At 61.2% G+C, this 17,628-nt stretch carries 20 protein-coding genes; 4 read left to right on the top strand and 16 right to left on the bottom strand.

The features are described 5' to 3' along the window. Nucleotides 1–26 precede the first annotated feature (26 nt). From pip to radA, 10 genes are all read right to left on the bottom strand, one after another. Complete coding sequence (gene pip / locus AC1DNW_RS02715) at nucleotides 27–986, bottom strand: prolyl aminopeptidase (RefSeq protein WP_115035401.1); 960 nt, start codon at nucleotides 984–986, stop codon at nucleotides 27–29. Next, nucleotides 983–1,459 (bottom strand): GFA family protein, encoded by a 477-nt coding sequence (locus AC1DNW_RS02710; RefSeq protein WP_113295221.1) that lies wholly within the window; start codon nucleotides 1,457–1,459, stop codon nucleotides 983–985. The genes pip and AC1DNW_RS02710 overlap by 4 nt, the downstream gene beginning before the upstream one ends. Next, nucleotides 1,456–1,941 carry a GFA family protein gene (locus AC1DNW_RS02705; protein WP_477851829.1) on the bottom strand — a complete coding sequence of 162 codons (486 nt, stop codon included), beginning with the start codon at nucleotides 1,939–1,941 and terminating at the stop codon, nucleotides 1,456–1,458. Before AC1DNW_RS02705 ends, AC1DNW_RS02710 begins: the two co-directional genes overlap by 4 nt. Continuing rightward, nucleotides 1,941–2,417: a GFA family protein gene (locus tag AC1DNW_RS02700; RefSeq protein ID WP_113311649.1), complete on the bottom strand. Its 477-nt coding sequence runs from the start codon at nucleotides 2,415–2,417 to the stop codon at nucleotides 1,941–1,943. The genes AC1DNW_RS02705 and AC1DNW_RS02700 overlap by 1 nt, the downstream gene beginning before the upstream one ends. After that, a complete protein-coding gene (cysS, locus tag AC1DNW_RS02695; RefSeq protein WP_113311648.1) occupies nucleotides 2,414–3,790 on the bottom strand; it encodes a cysteine--tRNA ligase in 1,377 nt (458 codons plus the stop codon). Before cysS ends, AC1DNW_RS02700 begins: the two co-directional genes overlap by 4 nt. A 241-nt stretch (nucleotides 3,791–4,031) precedes the next feature. Then, on the bottom strand, nucleotides 4,032–4,451 hold the full coding sequence (locus tag AC1DNW_RS02690) for a hypothetical protein (RefSeq protein WP_113311647.1): 420 nt from the start codon (nucleotides 4,449–4,451) through the stop codon (nucleotides 4,032–4,034). A gap of 4 nt (nucleotides 4,452–4,455) precedes the next feature. Further along, nucleotides 4,456–5,196, bottom strand: a complete 741-nt coding sequence (locus AC1DNW_RS02685) for an SDR family NAD(P)-dependent oxidoreductase (RefSeq protein ID WP_113311646.1) — start codon at nucleotides 5,194–5,196, stop codon at nucleotides 4,456–4,458. 79 nt (nucleotides 5,197–5,275) lie between these two features. Continuing rightward, entirely contained in the window at nucleotides 5,276–6,766 is a 1,491-nt protein-coding gene (purF, locus tag AC1DNW_RS02680) for an amidophosphoribosyltransferase (protein ID WP_113311645.1), read from the bottom strand. A gap of 232 nt (nucleotides 6,767–6,998) precedes the next feature. Next, nucleotides 6,999–7,619, bottom strand: a complete 621-nt coding sequence (locus AC1DNW_RS02675; RefSeq protein WP_113295228.1) for a CvpA family protein — start codon at nucleotides 7,617–7,619, stop codon at nucleotides 6,999–7,001. A gap of 89 nt (nucleotides 7,620–7,708) precedes the next feature. Next, the gene (gene radA, locus AC1DNW_RS02670; protein WP_113295229.1) at nucleotides 7,709–9,109 is read right to left on the bottom strand and encodes a DNA repair protein RadA; all 1,401 of its coding nucleotides are present in this window, start codon (nucleotides 9,107–9,109) and stop codon (nucleotides 7,709–7,711) included. A 146-nt stretch (nucleotides 9,110–9,255) separates the two neighbouring features. On the opposite strand from radA, the gene AC1DNW_RS02665 reads away from it, so the two are divergent. Beyond that, a complete protein-coding gene (locus AC1DNW_RS02665) occupies nucleotides 9,256–9,891 on the top strand; it encodes a LysE family translocator (protein ID WP_113311644.1) in 636 nt (211 codons plus the stop codon). Between the two features lie 3 nt (nucleotides 9,892–9,894). On the opposite strand, the gene alr is transcribed toward AC1DNW_RS02665, so the two are convergent. After that, nucleotides 9,895–11,064 carry an alanine racemase gene (alr, locus tag AC1DNW_RS02660; RefSeq protein ID WP_477851826.1) on the bottom strand — a complete coding sequence of 390 codons (1,170 nt, stop codon included), beginning with the start codon at nucleotides 11,062–11,064 and terminating at the stop codon, nucleotides 9,895–9,897. Nucleotides 11,065–11,253: 189 nt separating this feature from the next. Between alr and AC1DNW_RS02655 the strand changes: the two genes are divergently transcribed. The 3 genes from AC1DNW_RS02655 (at nucleotide 11,254) to AC1DNW_RS02645 (ending at nucleotide 13,147) form a co-directional block, all read left to right on the top strand. Continuing rightward, the gene (locus tag AC1DNW_RS02655; protein WP_113311656.1) at nucleotides 11,254–12,075 is read left to right on the top strand and encodes an AraC family transcriptional regulator; all 822 of its coding nucleotides are present in this window, start codon (nucleotides 11,254–11,256) and stop codon (nucleotides 12,073–12,075) included. Between the two features lie 68 nt (nucleotides 12,076–12,143). Further along, nucleotides 12,144–12,848, top strand: coding sequence for an AzlC family ABC transporter permease (locus AC1DNW_RS02650; protein ID WP_113311643.1), 705 nt, complete (start codon nucleotides 12,144–12,146; stop codon nucleotides 12,846–12,848). Further along, the gene (locus AC1DNW_RS02645) at nucleotides 12,845–13,147 is read left to right on the top strand and encodes an AzlD domain-containing protein (RefSeq protein WP_113311642.1); all 303 of its coding nucleotides are present in this window, start codon (nucleotides 12,845–12,847) and stop codon (nucleotides 13,145–13,147) included. Before AC1DNW_RS02650 ends, AC1DNW_RS02645 begins: the two co-directional genes overlap by 4 nt. A gap of 24 nt (nucleotides 13,148–13,171) precedes the next feature. On the opposite strand, the gene AC1DNW_RS02640 is transcribed toward AC1DNW_RS02645, so the two are convergent. The 5 genes from AC1DNW_RS02640 to rpsF form a co-directional block, all read right to left on the bottom strand. After that, complete coding sequence (locus tag AC1DNW_RS02640) at nucleotides 13,172–14,668, bottom strand: replicative DNA helicase (protein WP_113295337.1); 1,497 nt, start codon at nucleotides 14,666–14,668, stop codon at nucleotides 13,172–13,174. Between the two features lie 337 nt (nucleotides 14,669–15,005). Then, entirely contained in the window at nucleotides 15,006–15,584 is a 579-nt protein-coding gene (rplI, locus tag AC1DNW_RS02635; RefSeq protein ID WP_113311641.1) for a 50S ribosomal protein L9, read from the bottom strand. A gap of 20 nt (nucleotides 15,585–15,604) precedes the next feature. Continuing rightward, nucleotides 15,605–16,585 carry a DUF2232 domain-containing protein gene (locus tag AC1DNW_RS02630; protein WP_113509187.1) on the bottom strand — a complete coding sequence of 327 codons (981 nt, stop codon included), beginning with the start codon at nucleotides 16,583–16,585 and terminating at the stop codon, nucleotides 15,605–15,607. A gap of 147 nt (nucleotides 16,586–16,732) precedes the next feature. Beyond that, nucleotides 16,733–16,981, bottom strand: a complete 249-nt coding sequence (gene rpsR / locus AC1DNW_RS02625; RefSeq protein ID WP_007531286.1) for a 30S ribosomal protein S18 — start codon at nucleotides 16,979–16,981, stop codon at nucleotides 16,733–16,735. Nucleotides 16,982–16,993: 12 nt separating this feature from the next. Then, complete coding sequence (rpsF, locus tag AC1DNW_RS02620) at nucleotides 16,994–17,452, bottom strand: 30S ribosomal protein S6 (RefSeq protein ID WP_113295235.1); 459 nt, start codon at nucleotides 17,450–17,452, stop codon at nucleotides 16,994–16,996. Nucleotides 17,453–17,628: the final 176 nt, after the last annotated feature.

The following is a 17,628-nucleotide window of genomic DNA, read 5'->3' as shown; positions in this document are numbered from 1 at the left end:
GTGTTTCCTGTCGCCGCCTGCGGCTCTTATAGTTTCCCTGCAAACTTATCCGTCGCCCGGATGAGCTGGTCGAGAATCCCGGGTTCCGAGAAGGCATGACCTGCACCCTCGATCAGGTGGAAATCGGCCTTCGGCCATGCCTTATGCAGCTTCCAGGCATATTTGGCCGGGCAGGGCATGTCGTAGCGCCCATGCACGATGACACCCGGAATATCCTTGAGCTTGTGGGCATCGCGCAGCAGCTGGCCCTCGTCCATCCAGCCGGCATGGACGAAGAAGTGGTTCTCGATACGCGCGAAGGCATAGGCGAACTCGGCTTCCTCGAACTTGCCGCTGGTCGACTTCTCGGGCAGCAGCGTGATCGTCTCGCCTTCCCAGATGCTCCAGGCCTGCGCCGCTTTCAGCGCGACAGCCCTGTCCGAACCGGTGAGCCGGCGGTTATAGGCAAGCATCATCTCGTGGCGCTCTTCCGGCGGGATGGGTGCTACGAAGTGCTCCCACTTGTCCGGGAACATTTCGGAGACGCCGAACTGGTAGTACCAGTCGAGTTCGGCCCGCGTCAGCGTATAGATACCGCGCACGATGATTTCGGAAACATGTTCCGGATGCTTCTCGGCATAGGCGAGCGCCAGCGTGGAGCCCCAGGAGCCGCCGAAGACCTGCCATTTGTCGACGCCGGCCATCTCGCGCAGCCGCTCGATATCGGCAACGAGATGCCAGGTCGTGTTAGCCTCCAGGCTCGCATGCGGGGTCGACTTGCCGCAGCCGCGCTGGTCGAACAGTAGGACGTCATAAAGCTTGGGGTCGAAGACCCGGCGATGCGCCGGCGAAATGCCGCCGCCCGGGCCGCCATGTAGGAAGACCGCCGGCTTGGCGCCCGGTGTGCCACAGCGTTCCCAATAGATTACATGGCCATCGCCGACATCGAGATGGCCCGACGCATAGGGTTCGATTTCCGGATAGAGCGTGCGCAGCACTTCGGTCATATCTTCACGCCTTTTGCGGGCCAGATGGGTGTGTCATGGTCGGGATGCTGGAAGGAGATGATCGCCTCCTGCCGGGCGTAAAAATCCGGGTCCTTGTGGACAGGTGCGTCGAAGATCGTCTCGACCCAGGGCAGGCGGGCATCGTAGTTGACCTGGACCTGCGGAGCCAGATCGCTCCGGTCGTCGAACGTGCCGATTGCAAGCTCCAGGCCGCCCGGATGACGGTAGGTCATCGGCGTACCGCAATCCTGGCAGAAGCCGCGCTCGATATTGATCGAGGACTGGAAATAGGCGGGCTCGCCGCGGCTCCACTCCATGCCTTCCTCAGGCGCCGTCACCAGCGCCGAAAAAAAGCCGCCGAACTGCTTCTGGCACATGCGGCAATGGCAGATGGACGGGCGTCCGAGCTTACCTGAAATGCGGAAGCGCACGGCACCGCACTGGCAGCCGCCTGTTCTTATCGTCTCGGTCATGGATCTGCTCCGGGTGGCCAGTGGGATGTATCGTGGTCGGGATGCTGGCGATTGCTCGCCGCGATCCGGTCCTCGCGATCGGTTGTTTCCGGTTCGGGCTCGATCGGCAAGCCGTCAAGCGCATGGAACCAGACCATTTTGCTGTCGAGATTGGATTGCATGACCGGCTTTACGGCCTGCGGATCGTCAAGTGAGCCGAGCGTGATGTTGACGGAGTCGGCATCGGGAATATCGTAGAAGAGCGGCGTGCCGCATTCGCCGCAGAAGCCGCGCCGCACGAGACCCGAGGAGGAAAACCATTTTGGCTCCCCGCGCGTCAGCTCGAAATCCTTACGCATCACGCCTGCAAGCGGCAGGAAATAGTTGCCGGCGGCTTTCTGGCACATGCGGCAGTGGCAGATATGCGGATAGCCGAGTTCGCCGCGCGCCCGATAACGAACCGCGCCGCACTGGCATCCGCCGGTCTGCTCCGCCGTTTCCATCAAGCGTGATCCTCCGGCGGCCAGACCGGGGTATCATGGTCCGGATGCTGGTATGAAACGATCTCGTGGAGGAAGGAACCGGCCGCGAGATCCTCCTCGGTCCGCTCTCCGGGTAGTTCGTGCAGATGATCGACGAAGCCGATCTTGCCTTCCACGCCCCACTGAATGGTCGGCGGCAGCAGCGATGGGTCGTCGAACGCGCCCGTCGCAACCGCCATGCCGTCCGGCGCCTCGTAGGTCAAGGGCGTGCCGCAATCGCCGCAGAAGCCGCGGCTGACGAAATTCGAAGACCGAAAGGTCTTGCGCTGCCCTCTGGTCCACTCGAACTCCATCCCGCGCATGGAAACCAGCGGCGCATAGTAGGCACCGAATGCCTTCTGGCACATGCGGCAATGACAGATCGACGAATCCTGTGGGACGCCTGTGGCACGGAAGCGGATCGCCCCGCACTGGCAGCCGCCGGTATAGGTGTTCATTTCTTCACCTCCCACGTCGTCACCCGCTCGCCTGTTGCCGGGTCCTTGCCATCCTTGAGCTGGATGCCTTCGGCGGCAAGCGTATCGCGGATTTGGTCGGCTTCGGCGAAATTCTTCGCCTTCAAGAGTTCCAGCCGCGCCTTGACCCGCGCATCGATTTCCGTGGCGACAGCTTCGTCGATCTCGGTCTTCTTCGGCAGCACGCCGAGCAGCGCCGCGCTGGCGGCGAAGACGGCGGCGTTGCCGGATTGTGCTAGCGCATGCAGCGCCTGGACGGCTGCGACCGTATTGAGATCGTCGGCCAGCGCATTCAGCACCGTCGCATCTGGCTTGGCATCGCCGGGTTCGGCAGCCGGCCATTTGGCAAGCAACCGCTCGGCTTCCTCCAACCGCTTGACGGAGAAGTCGATCGGCTCGCGATAATGCGTCATCAGCATTGCAAGACGCAGCACTTCGCCCGGCCACTGGCGACCGGCGAATGTCTCCGTGTGCAACAGCTCATAGATGGTTACGAAATTGCCTTCGGATTTCGACATCTTGCGGCCTTCGACCTGCAGGAAGCCGTTATGCATCCAGACATTCGCCATCACGTCAGTACCGTGGGCGCACCGTGACTGGGCAATCTCGTTCTCGTGATGCGGGAAAATCAGGTCCAGCCCGCCGCCATGAATATCGAAGACATCGCCGAGATAACGCCCGCTCATGGCCGAGCACTCGATGTGCCAGCCAGGACGACCGCGGCCCCACGGGCTTTCCCAGCCGGGCTCGTTGTCGTCCGACAGCTTCCAGAGCACGAAGTCGCCGGGGGTCTTCTTGTGCGCATCGACGGCAACGCGGGCGCCGGCCTGCTGCTCATCGAGATTGCGCTTCGAAAGCTGGCCGTATTCGGCCATCGACTTCGTGTCGAACAGTACCTCGCCTGATGCCTGGTAGGCATGGCCCTTCGCGATCAGCCGTTCGATGATCTCGATCATCTCTGCGATATTATCGGTGGCACGCGGCTGCACCGTCGGCTCGAGCGAGCCGAGTGCCAAGGCATCGTCAAGAAACTGCGTCTCGGTCTTCTCCGTCACCGCCCGGATCGCCACATTCAGCGGCAGACCCGGATAATCCCGCAGCGCCCGGGCGTTGATCTTGTCATCGACGTCGGTGATGTTGCGGACATAGGTGACATGGCTCTCGCCATAGAGATGGCGCAGCAGGCGGAACAGCACGTCGAAGACGATGACCGGCCGCGCATTGCCGATATGGGCGTAATCGTAGACTGTCGGGCCGCACACATACATGCGGACGTTTTCGGCATCGATCGGCTTGAAGACCGATTTCTCCCGCGTCAGCGTATTGTACAGCTTCAGTTCCGGCGTGCCGCCCATTCCACTCTCCCAAGATGCATAAGCAAAAAAAACATCGCCACCGGCGGGCCGGGGCGTTTCTCATCTTGGACATTTGGGAGACGAAAACGGCCAGGCCAGCTTTGGGCTAGCGAATAATCTTCCGGCAGTTAATGCAGATAACCGTTTTCATGACGCGTTTTATGGCGTGGGATCGAAGTTTGGTCAAGGAGAATAAAGCGATCTGAATCAGCGAATTCGACCCCGCGTCACGGTGAGGCCGCTATCGATTGTTGAGATCCTGCGTCTCGGAGAAGATCGGTTGAGAACGCAATTTTTGAGTGAAGCTGGTTGCCGAAAAGCAGATCGCACCCTTGTCCAATTCGATCTCGTAATCCCAGACGAATAGTTCGCCGCTCGGAGTCGGGCGCATGTTTTTGCGCGTGACGTCCGATATGATTGTTGGAATAGTATTCTCGGGCTCGATTGCAATCTTCAAGTCGGAAACATTGTGAAAGGTTAGGTCGCATTCCGACACCCAAAAACCGGCGAAGAGATCGCCTCGTCTTTGCCATTTGAAGATGTAGTCGATATCGATTTTGAACTCGAAGTTCTCATTTGGAAGCGAGATCGAATAGAGGCGGCAATCGTGCCAGCCCATCACATCAAAATCCTCGTTGCTCCAAATCTCCCTCTCGATCACCGGATCATCCCGGCAGCTGGTAATCTACCAGCTTGTTTTCGCGCACGATGAACAGCTTGCCGGTCTCGGTCACCCCGGGGCCGAGCAAGGGAAGGATTGCCTTCGCCACCTCGGAAGGATGCGGCAGCGTCGCGGGATCCTCGCCCGGCACGGCCTGCGCGCGCATGGCGGTCCGCGTGGCGCCCGGATCGACGCTGGTGATGCGCAGTGGCGTTGTCTGCGTCTCGCCGGCCCAGGTGCGCGCCAGCGCTTCGACTGCGGCCTTGGAGGCGGAATAAGCGCTCCAGAAAGGGCGGCACTTGTGGGCGGCACCCGAGGACATGATGACGGCTCGGCCGGCATCCGAGCGCGTCAGCAGCGGATCGACCGAGCGGATGAGACGCCAGGTGGCGTTTACATTGATGTTCATCACCTTCTCGAAGACCTTGGCTTCGATATGGCCGATCGGCGAGATGACGCCGAGCACGCCGGCATTGGCGACGAGGATGTCGAGCTTGCCCCAGCGCTCGAAGATCGAGCCGCCGAGACGATCGATCGCTTCCATGTCGGCGAGATCGAAGGGGACGAGGGTCGCAGAGCCGCCCACAGCCTTGATGGCATCGTCAAGCTCTTCCAGGCCGCCGACGGTGCGGGCGCAAGCGATCACATGCGCGCCGGCCTTGGCGAGTTCGAGTGCCGTGAAATAACCGATGCCACGCGATGCGCCCGTGACCAGCGCGATCCTGCCTTCAAGATTGATGTTCATCTGTCCCGGTTCCGGATGTGCTTGAAAAGGTAAGGGGCGCAATAAGCGCCCCAGATAGGAAAGTCAAAGTGGAAGCGGCTCAGCCGTTGCTGGCAAGCATGGAAATCTTGCTGCCCATCGACTCGCCGTTCTTGTCGAGCAATCGGGTCGGATAGTCACCAGTGAAGTAGTGGTCGGTGAACTGCGGGCGTGCATTGTTGCGGTCTTCGCCGCCGACGGCGCGATAGAGCCCGTCGATCGACAGGAAGGCGAGCGAATCTGCGCCGATATATTTGGCCATGGCGTCGACATCGGCATACTGGTTTGCCAAGAGCTTGTCGGCATCAGGCGTATCGATGCCGTAGAAATCCGGGAAGAAGATCATTGGGCTGGCGACGCGGATATGCACTTCCTTGGCGCCGGCCTCACGGATCATCTGCACGATCTTCAGCGAGGTCGTGCCGCGCACGATGGAATCGTCGACCAGCACCACGCGCTTGCCTTCGATCATCGCCCGGTTGGCGGAATGCTTGAGCTTCACGCCGAAGGCGCGGATCTGCTGGGTCGGCTCGATGAAGGTGCGGCCGACATAATGGTTGCGGATGATGCCGTATTCGAAGGGAATGCCGCTCTGCTGGGCATAGCCGAGAGCAGCCGGCGTGCCACCGTCAGGCACCGGCACGATCACGTCGGCATCGATGGGCGATTCCTTGGCGAGGTTCATGCCCATGTTCTTGCGCGTCGTATAGACGTTGCGGCCGCCGACGACCGAGTCCGGTCTGGCGAAATAGACATATTCGAACAGGCAGAGGCGCTCCGGCTGCGGCTTGCTGGGCTTGCGGGCGTCGATGCTGATCGAGCCGTCAGGCTGGATTTCGCAGATGACGACCTCGCCGTTTTCCACGTCGCGGATGAACTTGGCGCCGATAATGTCGAGTGCGCAGGTTTCCGAGCAGAAGATCGGCTTGCCGTCGAGTTCGCCCATCACGAGCGGGCGGATGCCCGTGGGATCGCGCGCGGCAATCAGCTTCGTGCGCGTCATTGCGAGCATCGAATAGCCGCCTTCCATCTGGCGGATGGCGTCGATGAAGCGGTCGGATGTGGAAGCGTGGCGCGAGCGGGCGATGAGGTGAAGGACGACTTCGGTATCTGACGTCGACTGACAGATCGCGCCGGTTGCAATGATCTGGCGGCGTAGCGTCAGGCCGTTGGTGAAGTTGCCGTTATGGGCAATGGCGATGCCGCCTTCTTCCAGTTCGGCGAAGAGCGGCTGGACATTGCGCATCGCCACTTCGCCAGTTGTCGAATAGCGTGTGTGTCCCATAGATATGCTGCCGGGCAGGCGGGCGAGTGTCATCGGATTGGTATAATGGTCGCCGACGAGGCCCATATGGCGCTCTTGGTGGAAGCGCTTGCCGTCGAAGGAGACGATACCGGCCGCTTCCTGCCCTCGATGCTGCAGGGCATGGAGACCGAGCGCCGTCAGCGCCGCAGCATCGTCATGTCCCAGAATTCCGAAAACGCCGCATTCTTCATGCAGCGTATCTCCGTCGAGCGGATCGTCAATCGGGAAGGAATGGGACTGGTTCATTTCTGCGGGCCTCTGCTCTCACAAGAATGGATCGGCATTTCCAGGTGCATGATAGCGGAAAAAACGCTGCTTTCCGATAACATCATGCTGAACGGCAATTGCTTTCAGAACCAGCTTGCCGGCTCTGAAACGGCTGAGGCCCGGCAGAGCGGAATGCCCGGCCGGACCTTTGGCCTTACGTCCCGCTCAAATGGCAATTGCCAGGCCGCGGGTCAAGCTAGTGAACACTGCGTCAATTCGATGGCTGCTGTGCGCCATTGTTAGGCGCGGGTGCTGCGTCTTCCGCCGGAGCCTGATCGTTGGCCGGCGCATTTTCTTCCGTCGTGCGCGCGCCACCAAGCTTCTCGGTGATGCTCTTCTGGATCATCTGCGCGAATTCATCCGGCAAGACCGCCTGCAGGCGAACGACGAGAGAATCCAGGAACGGCTTCGATTTCGCGTTATTGACCCAGCCCGGGCGGTGATCGGTATCGACCAGCCAGTTCCAGAAGGCAACGGCGACGACAAGCAGAAGTATGCCGCGCGCAGCACCGAAGAGGAAGCCCAAAGTACGGTCGAGCGCACCGATGCGGCTGTCGATGATGAAATCGGCGACCTTCATCGTGATGAAGGAAATGACGATCAGCGCGATGAGGAAGACGACGGCGGCCGAGCCGACGATCGCGATGCGGTCGTCATCCGTGTATCGCTTCGCATAAGGCACGAGATAGGGGTAGAGGTAATAAGCGGCAGCTGCCGAGCCGCCCCAGCTCGCGATCGAGAGGATTTCACGCGAAAAGCCGCGGACCATTGCCAATACGGCGGAGAAGAGCACGACGCCGATGACAATACCGTCGAAAATCGTAATGGGCATGTAAATTCCACTCCAGACTGCCGCCTTGCGGGCCGCGTCGCGCCTTGTTTGGCTGATCCTATAGCATTCCCGTTATCGGTGATGAAGGATCAAACGTCTTCTTCCACACGCTGCAATGCCCCTTTCGACCCCGCAATGCGCGCGACCAGATCCGGCAGGCTCTCGATCTCGCTCCAGCGGCCGCTGCCCTTCGGCAGATCGACGGAACCGGACGGTAGCAGAGCCGCCGAAAACCCCAGCTTTTCGGCTTCTTTAAGGCGCTGAGCGGTTTGCGCAACAGGCCGGACGGCGCCCGACAGGCTGACTTCGCCGAAATAGACGCAATCGGCCGGAAGGGCAATACCGGCAAGCGACGAAACAAGGGCCGATGCGACGGCAAGATCCGCCGCCGGTTCCGAGATGCGAAAGCCGCCGGCAATGTTGAGATAGACGTCGTGCTGGCCGAGCCGGACGCCGCAATGCGCCTCCAGAACCGCAAGGATCATCGACAGCCGGGCGGAGTCCCAGCCGACGACCGCGCGCCGCGGCGTGCCGAGCGAAGTTGGGGCGACGAGCGCCTGCACCTCTACGAGCACGGGCCGCGTGCCCTCCATGCCGGCAAACACCGCCGCTCCCGGCGATTTCGAATTGCGCTCGCCGAGGAAGAGTTCGGATGGGTTGGCGACTTCGCGCAGGCCCTTGTCCGACATTTCGAAGACGCCGATCTCGTCGGTCGGCCCGAAGCGGTTCTTCACCGTGCGCAGGATGCGATAGTGGTGGCCGCGGTCGCCTTCGAAATAGAGGACGGCATCCACCATATGCTCGACGACACGTGGACCGGCGATCTGCCCGTCCTTGGTCACATGGCCGACGAGCACCATGGCGGCACCAGTCTGCTTGGCAAAGCGGATCATCGCCTGCACGCCGGTGCGTACCTGCGTCACCGTCCCCGGCGCGGATTCGGCCAGTTCGCTCCAGAGCGTCTGAATGGAGTCGATGATGACGAGATCGGCGCGCTTGCCCTCTGCCAGCGTCGCCAGAATATCCTCGACATTGGTTTCGGCCGCCAACATAACATCCGTATCGGCGGCGCTTAGTCGCTGGGCGCGCAGCCGCACCTGCGCCACCGCCTCTTCGCCCGAGACGTAGATGATCTTGTGGCCGCGCCGTGCAAGCGCCGCCGCCCCCTGCATCAGCAGCGTTGACTTGCCGATACCGGGATCGCCGCCGACGAGTACGGCCGAACCACGCACGAAGCCGCCGCCGGTCACCCGGTCGAGTTCGGAAATACCTGTCTGGATGCGCGGCGCTTCCTCGATCTCGCCTGAGAGGGCCGTCAATGCCACAGGCCGGCCTTTCTTCGGCGTCTTGGCAGGGCCGCCACCGATGCCGCCCATCGGGTCTTCCTCGACGATGGTGTTCCATTCGCCGCAATTTTCGCATTTGCCGGCCCAACGGTTGTGTACCGCGCCGCAGCTCTGGCAGATGAATTGTGTTCTGGCCTTGGCCATCAATGACTGCTTTCGGATAAAGGGACGCAGCAAGCGCCCGAATCGGAGTTTTGCCCTAGATAATGGCTTCCAGCACCGATCAAAACTAATGATTTTCCTATCAGCGGCCGGGCTGGCAGCATCGGCACCTGTTAAAAGGATGCCTCATGCTCGATTATTCGCTCGCTCACTGGGTCGGTTTCTTCACCGCGGCGGTTCTTTTGAACATCTCGCCCGGTCCTGACATGGCCTTCATCCTCGGCCATACGATGAAGAGCGGCACTCGGGCCGGCTTCTCGGCCGTCTTCGGCATCTGGACCGGTGCTTGCATCCATGTGCTTCTCGCCGCCTTCGGCCTGTCGGCGATCCTTGCTGCCTCGGCAATCGCCTTCTCTACCGTCAAATGGGTGGGCGCGATCTATCTCGTCTGGCTCGGCATACAGGCGCTGCGCTCGAAGGGTGAGGGCGGCTTCATGCGTGCGGCCAGCGAGACGCACGGCTGGCGGCGCATCTATCGGCAGGGCGTGCTGGTCTCGTTGCTCAATCCGAAGGTGGCGATTTTCTTCCTCGCCTTCCTGCCGCAATTCGTCGTCGAGGGTGCCGGCCCGGCATGGCTGCAGCTCTCCGTCCATGGAGGACTCATCATCGTCGTCGCCGTCTTCATCGAACCGCCGCTGATCCTCGCCGGCGGCCGACTTGCCGGTCTTTTCAAGAACAATGGGAAGATCGGCCTGTGGCTCGATCGCGGCCTCGGTGCGCTGCTCGTGGCGCTTGGCGTCCGCCTCGCGCTCACGACACGCTGAGTCCTATCCTTCTTCTTCCATCTCGTATTTGCGCTCGTGGCGCAGGCCGATGCTGGTCAATATCTCGTAGCCGATCGTGCCTGCGGCCCGTGCCGCGTCGTCTACGAGGATGTTCTTGCCGAACAGCTCGATATAGTCGCCGGCGCGCACTGCGCCCTCCGGCAGTTCGGTCACGTCAAAGATTGTCTGATCCATGGTGATGCGGCCGGCAATCGGCACCTTGTGACCGGCAACGAAGCCCTGTCCGCCCTGGGGCACCGCCTGGCGCAGCGGCACGCCGCCGCTCGACTGGCTACGCATATAGCCATCGGCATAACCGGCCGAAACGATCGCCAGCCGGCTGTCGCGTGTCAGCTGCAGCGCCTGACCATAGCTGACGGATTCGCCGGCCTTGGCCGCGCGGATCTGGATAATGCGCGCCTCGGCGGTCGCAACCGGTCGCATCGGGTTTGCCATGCCGTTGACGGCCTGCCCCCCATAGAGCGCGATGCCCGGCCGGGTGAGATCGAAGTGATAATCGTCGCCGAGGAAAATGCCGCCGGAGGCCACGAGGCTTGAATCGATACCTTCATAGGCGGCGCTAACCGTGCGGAATGATTCAAGCTGTTGCTTGTTCATGGCGGAAGAATGGTCGTCGCCGCAGGCCAGATGGCTCATGACGAGCACCGGCGCAAAGCTTGCCGGTCGCGAAACGTCGTTGGCAAGCGCAATCGCCTCGTCCATCGTCAGGCCAAGCCGGTTGAAGCCGGTGTCGACGTGGAGCGCACAAGGGTAGTCGCCATAGTCGGCAAGCACCGCCATCCAGAAGGCAAGCTGCTCTTCCGAAGAGATGATCGGCACCAGATCGTTTTCGAAGAAGCGCCGCTCGGTGCCGGGCCAGATGCCGGCAAGCACGAAGATGCGCGCCTCCGGCGCAAACATGCGCAGCGTGACACCTTCATCGACGGTAGCAACGAAGAAATCCCGCGCGCCGGCAAGGTAGAGCGCCTCTCCGGCATCTTCGATCCCCATCCCATAGGCATCCGCCTTGACGACGGCGGCCGTTCGCGCCTTTCCGGAGCGGCGCGCCATATCCCGCCAATTGTCGGTCAGCGCCGTCAGATCGACGGTCAGCCGCAGGCCGGCGGAAGCGAAAAGGTCGTCGTCTTCGAAGGGAATGGAAAAATCTGTCATGAATCGCCGCGCTGAAAGGGAAAGGAAAATCGCTGCAAATACTCTAGAGAGCATTGTGGCAAAGAGAAAGCACAGCGGGCGACATACCAGCCTTTCCCACATACGATCACTTTTGTTCAAGACGGACGGTTGGCGGCGCGCTAATCTGACCGGATGCAGAACGTTTCGCAGAAAGAGGCGGCAGACGCCATGCCGCTCGCCAAGGTGGAATCGGCCCGCTTCTGGCGGGATAGCCGCTTTCGCGACATGGAATGCCTGAGCGCCAGCTTCCTGACGCATGAATATGCCCCGCATGCGCATGACACATTCAGCATTGGCGCGATCGAAAGCGGCAGCCAGATCGCCACGCTGCGCGGAAGACGGGAGGAGACCGGTCCGGGCGACCTCTATCTGATCGATCCCGGAGTGGTGCACGATGGCACTCCTGGCGGCGAGGGGTATCGCTACCGGATGATCTATCCGGATACGAAGCTCTTCATCGATATTCTGGAGGATGTCACCGGCAAAGCCTTCAACGCAACGCCATCCTTTGCTGGGGCTCTGCCGCGCGATCCGCAGCTTGCGAAAGCCTTCCACACCGCGCACAGCACGCTTGAAAGTGGCGCCGGCGCGCTGGAATCCGATGAAAGCATGTTCTCGGTGCTGGCTGCGATCTTCGCGCGTTATGGCAGCACGGTCGTCCTGCCGGTCGATACAAAGGAGCGCGGCGCTGTGGCTCGTGCCCGCGACTACCTCATCGAGAATTTCGACAGCGATCTAGGATTGGAGGAACTGGCCAAGGTAGCGGGACTAAGCCGCGCCCATCTGATCCGCGCCTTCCGCAGGGAATATCACATCACACCGCATGCCTTCCTCACCGACCGGCGTGTGCTTGTGGCCCGGCGCTTGCTCAGGGAAGGCCGCATGCCGGCCGATGTCGCCGTTGAATGCGGCTTTGCCGACCAGGCGCACTTCACCCGCCACTTCAAATCGCGCACCGGCGTCACGCCCGGTCAGTTCCGCGTCGGCTGATCACTTTCGTTCAATACAGGCTGCCATGGCTCGGCTACCTCTCCGCCATCTTGATGTGGAGATTGCCAATGTTGCAGCGAAGCCGGCCAGCCGGCGAATTTCTTGCCGGAACCCGCGCCATTTTTCCGCTGATCGTCGCGGTCCTGCCGATCGGCCTCGTCTTCGGCGCAGTCTCGGCCACCAAGGGCCTCTCGGCCCTGGAAACGACGCTGATGAGCGCGCTCGTCTTTGCCGGCGGATCGCAATTCGTGGCGATGGATATCTGGACACATCCGGCAAGCTGGATCGGCGTCGGTTTTGCGGCCTTGCTCGTCAACATCCGTCACGTGCTGATGAGCGCCTCGATCGGCACGAAGATGCAGTCCTTCTCCAGCATCAAACGTTATATCGCCATGCTCTTCCTCGCCGATGAACTCTGGGCCATGGCGGAATTCCGCGCCGGCACGGCACGGCTCACGCCCGCATGGTACGCCGGCATCGTCACGCCTTTCTATCTCACCTGGGTCGGCTCGTCGCTGACAGGTGCGCTGCTCGGCGCCTTTCTCGGCGATCCCGCGGTCATCGGTCTCGACTTCGCGTTTCCGGCCGTTTTCATCGTGCTGGTCACGGGCTTCTGGAAGGGATCGGAAACCGGCGCTGTGCTCGTCGCAAGCGGAATTGCAGCTGTCGCGGTCCACCAGTTCGTGCCGGGTGTCTGGTATATCGCAGCCGGCGCGTTGGCCGGGCTGGCAATGGCTCTCTGGAGAGGCAGGGCGAGGGAGCAGGCGGCATGACGCTCGATGTCACGACACTGCTCGCCATTTTCGCGATGGCCGCCGCAACGATCTTCACCCGTATCAGCGGCCTCGTGCTGATCCGCTACGTGGAGATTGACGAGAACAGGAGAACGGCAATCGAAGCCATTCCGCCGGCCGTGCTGATGGCTGTCATTGCCCCGACCGCTTTTGCAACCGGCTGGGCGGAAACGCTGGCATGTGTGGTGACCGCAATCGCCGCCACCCGCTTGCCGATGCTGGCCAGCGTTGTTGTCGGCGTTGCAGCAGTGGCTTTGCTGCGAGCAGCAGGGCTCTAGAAGAAATTGACGCGGAAACCCGCGTCAATGTTCCTCATACTGCGTGAAGGATGGATCGGCGAGATCGGCAAAGCGGGTGAATTCCGCCTGGAAGGCGAGCTTGACCGTACCCGTCGGTCCGTGACGCTGCTTGGCGATGATGACGTCTGCCGTGCCCTTCACCTTGTCGAACAACGCTTCCCATTCCGGATATTTCGGATCGTGGATATCGCGCGGTTCCATGTTCTTCACGTAATATTCCTCGCGGAACACGAAGAGCACGACGTCGGCGTCCTGCTCGATCGAGCCGGATTCGCGAAGGTCGGAAAGCTGCGGGCGCTTGTCTTCGCGGCTTTCAACGGCACGGGAGAGCTGGGACAGCGCGATGATCGGTACGTTCAGTTCCTTGCCGAGCGCCTTGAGGCCGGTGGTGATCTGGGTGATTTCCTGTACACGGTTCTCGTTGGATTTGCCGGAGCCGGTCATCAGCTGCACGTAGTCGACGACAAGCACGTCGAGACCGCGCTGGCGCTTGAGGCGGCGGGCGCGCGCGGCAAGCTGGGCGATCGAGATACCACCTGTCTGGTCGATGAAGAGCGGCACTTTCTGCATCATCATCGAGCAGGCGACGAGCTTTTCGAAATCGGCATCGTTGATGTCGCCGCGGCGGATCTTCGAGGAGGAGACTTCCGTCTGCTCGGAGATGATACGCGTGGCGAGCTGTTCGGACGACATTTCGAGCGAGTAGAAGCCGACAACGCCGCCGTTCTTCGCCTTCATGCCGCCATCGGACTGCACTTCACCCTCATAGGCGGCAGCGATGTTGTAGGCGATATTGGTGGCAAGCGAGGTCTTGCCCATGCCGGGACGACCGGCGAGCACGATCAAGTCCGAACGCTGCAGGCCACCCATCTTGGAATCGAGTGAATGAATGCCTGTGGAAATGCCGGAGAGGCCGCCGTCGCGTTCCTTGGCGACTGCCGCCATGTCGATGGCGAGTGCCACTGCATCGTTGAAGGCCTGGAAGCCGCCATCGTAGCGGCCGTTTTCGGCAAGCTCGAACAGGCGGCGTTCGGTGTCTTCGATCTGTGCCTGCGGCGGCATGTCGAGCGGCGCGTCATAGGCGATGTTGACGACATCCTCGCCGATGGTGATCAGCGCGCGGCGGATCGCCAGATCGTAGATCGCCCGGCCATAATCTTCCGCGTTGATGATCGTCACCGCGCCGGTAACAAGGCTTGCGAGATACTGTGAGACGGTAATGTCGCCGACCTTCTCGTCGGCCGGCAGGAAGGTCTTGACCGTGACCGGGTTGGCGATCTTGCCCATGCGGATGATGTCGCCGGCGACCTCGTAGATCTTCCGGTGCAGCGGTTCGTAAAGATGTATGGGCTTGAGGAAATCGGATACCCGGTAATAGGCGTCGTTGTTCATCAGGATGGCGCCGAGCAGCGCCTGTTCGGCCTCGATGTTGTTCGGTGCTTCGCGATAGTGCTGCTCTGCGGGAGCAACGGCGGCAATCTTTCGTGCAGCTTCGTTCATCGTCATCCGTACTGTCTTTTCCAAAACTCGGATTTGCAGGGCGGGCCGCATAAAATCAAGTGTCGCGCGGCAATAGCTTTCAAGCGGTCGTCAAATCGGCTGCGCTTTGCACGTTGTTCGACTTCTCCACAGTCGGCGGATCCGCTGAGGAGAAAATATTCTGACTGTCACTTGCGGGACACGCCACCCGCGACGACTCACTTCGTCATTCCAGCATCCGGTTATTTTAGCGTCCTTGATTAAAAGGCGCAGCAGAAAAGCCGACTTTCTTCTCAAATCTCACAAGAACAAAAAAGCCCGGCGAGAGCCGGGCTTTCGTTCTGCATGAATACAGAAATTATGCTTCGTCTTCGTCAACGCCGTCGGCTTCCGGATCGAAGAAGTCTTCCGGACGCAGGGCATCTTCGTCAACGCCGTAGATGGCGTCGACAGAAGTGAGCTCTTCGCCCTTGGACTGACGTTCGGCTTCTTCGGCCGAACGGGCAACGTTCAGCTCGACGTTGATTTCAACTTCAGCATGGAGCTGCAGCTCGACCTTGTGCAGGCCGATCGCCTTGATCGGCGTGTTGAGGTGAACCTGGTTGCGACCAACGTTGAAGCCTTCGGCAGCAAGAACGTCGATGACGTCACGGGCAGCGACAGAGCCGTAGAGCTGGCCGGTTTCGCCGGCCGAGCGTACGACGATGAAGGACTTGCCGTCGAGAACGTCGGCAACCTTCTGGGCTTCGGACTTGCGCTCCAGGTTACGGGCTTCAAGCGTTGCACGCTCGGATTCGAAACGGGCCTTGTTGGCAGCGTTGGCGCGCAGTGCCTTGCCGAGCGGCAGGAGGTAGTTGCGTGCAAAGCCGTCGCGAACCTTCACGGTTTCGCCCATCTGGCCGAGCTTCGAGATGCGTTCGAGAAGAATGACGTCCATGGTATTTTCCTTTCTTGTTCTCAGATTTCGCTATCGGGTTGTTTGGGGGCATCAGCATCCTTGGTCGGGGTCAGGGCGATCGCCTTGCGGGTATCGGCCAGACCGAGCACGAGGATGAAAAGAGCTGGCAGCATCATGGTGGATGCCAGGTAGCAGAGGATCAGGGCCGGCAAGCGCCAGTCCTTGCCGCGGGTACGGAAATGCAGCGCGGCGAAGCCGGACATCAGGAAGCCGGCGCCGAAGGCTCCGACGACAGTGGCGCCGATCATCGCCGGAATGCCGCCCATGAAGGTGGCGGCGAGGCCGGCGAGGAAGATGAAGATCGAATTCCGGTTCATGCGCAGCGAGGAGGGAATGTCCTCGCGCGGCCGCAGGCCCTTTCCGGAAGCGGTAACGATGCGCGTCGCGATATAATAGGCGGCAAACAGCATCACCACCCAGATGCCGCCCTGCAGCGCCGGCAGCATCAGCACGACGAGCGACTTGGTCTGCGCGGTCGCGGCCGGGTCCGGAACGAATGACGGCTGCTGCTCCTGCAGCGAGCTCATCAGTACATCGACCATCTGGTCGGTGATCTCAGGCCCGTAGCCGATCATGATGCCGGTCACGATGACGGCGAAGGTGACGAGACCGCACAGATGCAGCAGGATATCCGAGAGCGGATACCAGGCGAGCAGATTGTCGGGGCCGCCGAGCTCCGAGGCCGGGCGCGCGAGATTGGCGAGATGGCTCAGCCAGCCGGCGGGCAGCAGCGTTACCAGCGTCATGACGAGCGCGAAGGATGGGGAGATGACGATCGCGCCGAGTGCGGCGGCGGTGACGACGGCCGAGATCGCGGCTGCATTGCCCCAGCCGAGGCCGACGAGCAGGATGGGAAGCGCGGAAGCGGCATAAAGCACGGCGCTGAACGACGGCTGCATGCTCGCTCCAAGCACCAGCAAGGCGGCGGTCAATCCGGCGAGTGCGCCGATCGCAAGCGTTTTTGGGTCCGGTCGTGTCAATTCGCTGTCCTGCTTCATTTAAGCAGTTAGAGGATTTCCCTGAATCACTTCGGGAGATGCCTCAACATGGGTTTTAAGGTTCCGATCCGCGCCCATCGCGGAAGGGAGGAAGCCCCGGATCCGAGGATCCGGGGCTCCGATATCAAATTAAGCTACGACGTACGGCAGCAGGCCGAGGAAGCGGGCGCGCTTGATCGCCTGGGCGAGTTCGCGCTGCTTCTTCTGGGAAACGGCGGTGATGCGGGACGGAACGATCTTGCCGCGCTCGGAAATGTAGCGCTGCAGGAGACGGACGTCTTTGTAGTCGATGCGCGGAGCGTTTGCACCGGAGAACGGGCAGGTCTTGCGACGACGATGGAACGGACGACGGACCGGAGCGGAGGAAGATTCAGACATTCTTAGATCTCCTTATACACGGTCTTCGCGGGGAGCGCGGTCAGGGCGCGGGCCACGCTGGAAGTCGCCGTCACGGCGCGGCGGACGATCGCCGAATTCGCGGCGCGGGCCACGGTCGCCGCCTTCACGCGGGCCGCGATCGTCGCGGTCGCGCTTCTGCATCATGGCAGACGGGCCGTCTTCGTGCTTTTCGACAGCGATGGTCATGTAGCGAAGAACGTCTTCGCTGATGCGCATCTGGCGTTCCATTTCCTGGATCGCAGCTGCTGGTGCATCAATGTCCATCAGGGCGTAATGAGCCTTGCGGTTCTTCTTGATGCGATAGGTGAGGGACTTGAGGCCCCAGTTTTCGATACGCCCGACTTTACCGCCGTTTGCTTCGATCACGCCCTTGTACTGTTCTACGAGGGCATCGACCTGCTGCGACGTGATATCCTGTCGGGCAAGGAATACATGTTCATAAAGAGCCATGACAGCTTTGCCTTTCTTGCGTTTGATCAGAACCCGGCATTCGGCGGCTAAGCCTCAACGACTGCTCCTGAGAGGCGACAGGCGCCTGGCAAGAAAAGCGTTTCCGAGACGGTCGAGAGCGGAGACACGGGAGGCTGGAACGCTTCCGTTCCGAACGATTTGCAAAATGCAAACCG

The sequence above is a fragment of the Rhizobium sp. 05L429 genome (assembly GCF_056397645.1).
The sequence above is the reverse complement of the archived record's forward strand: the minus strand, read 5'-3'. Positions and strand labels throughout refer to the sequence as shown.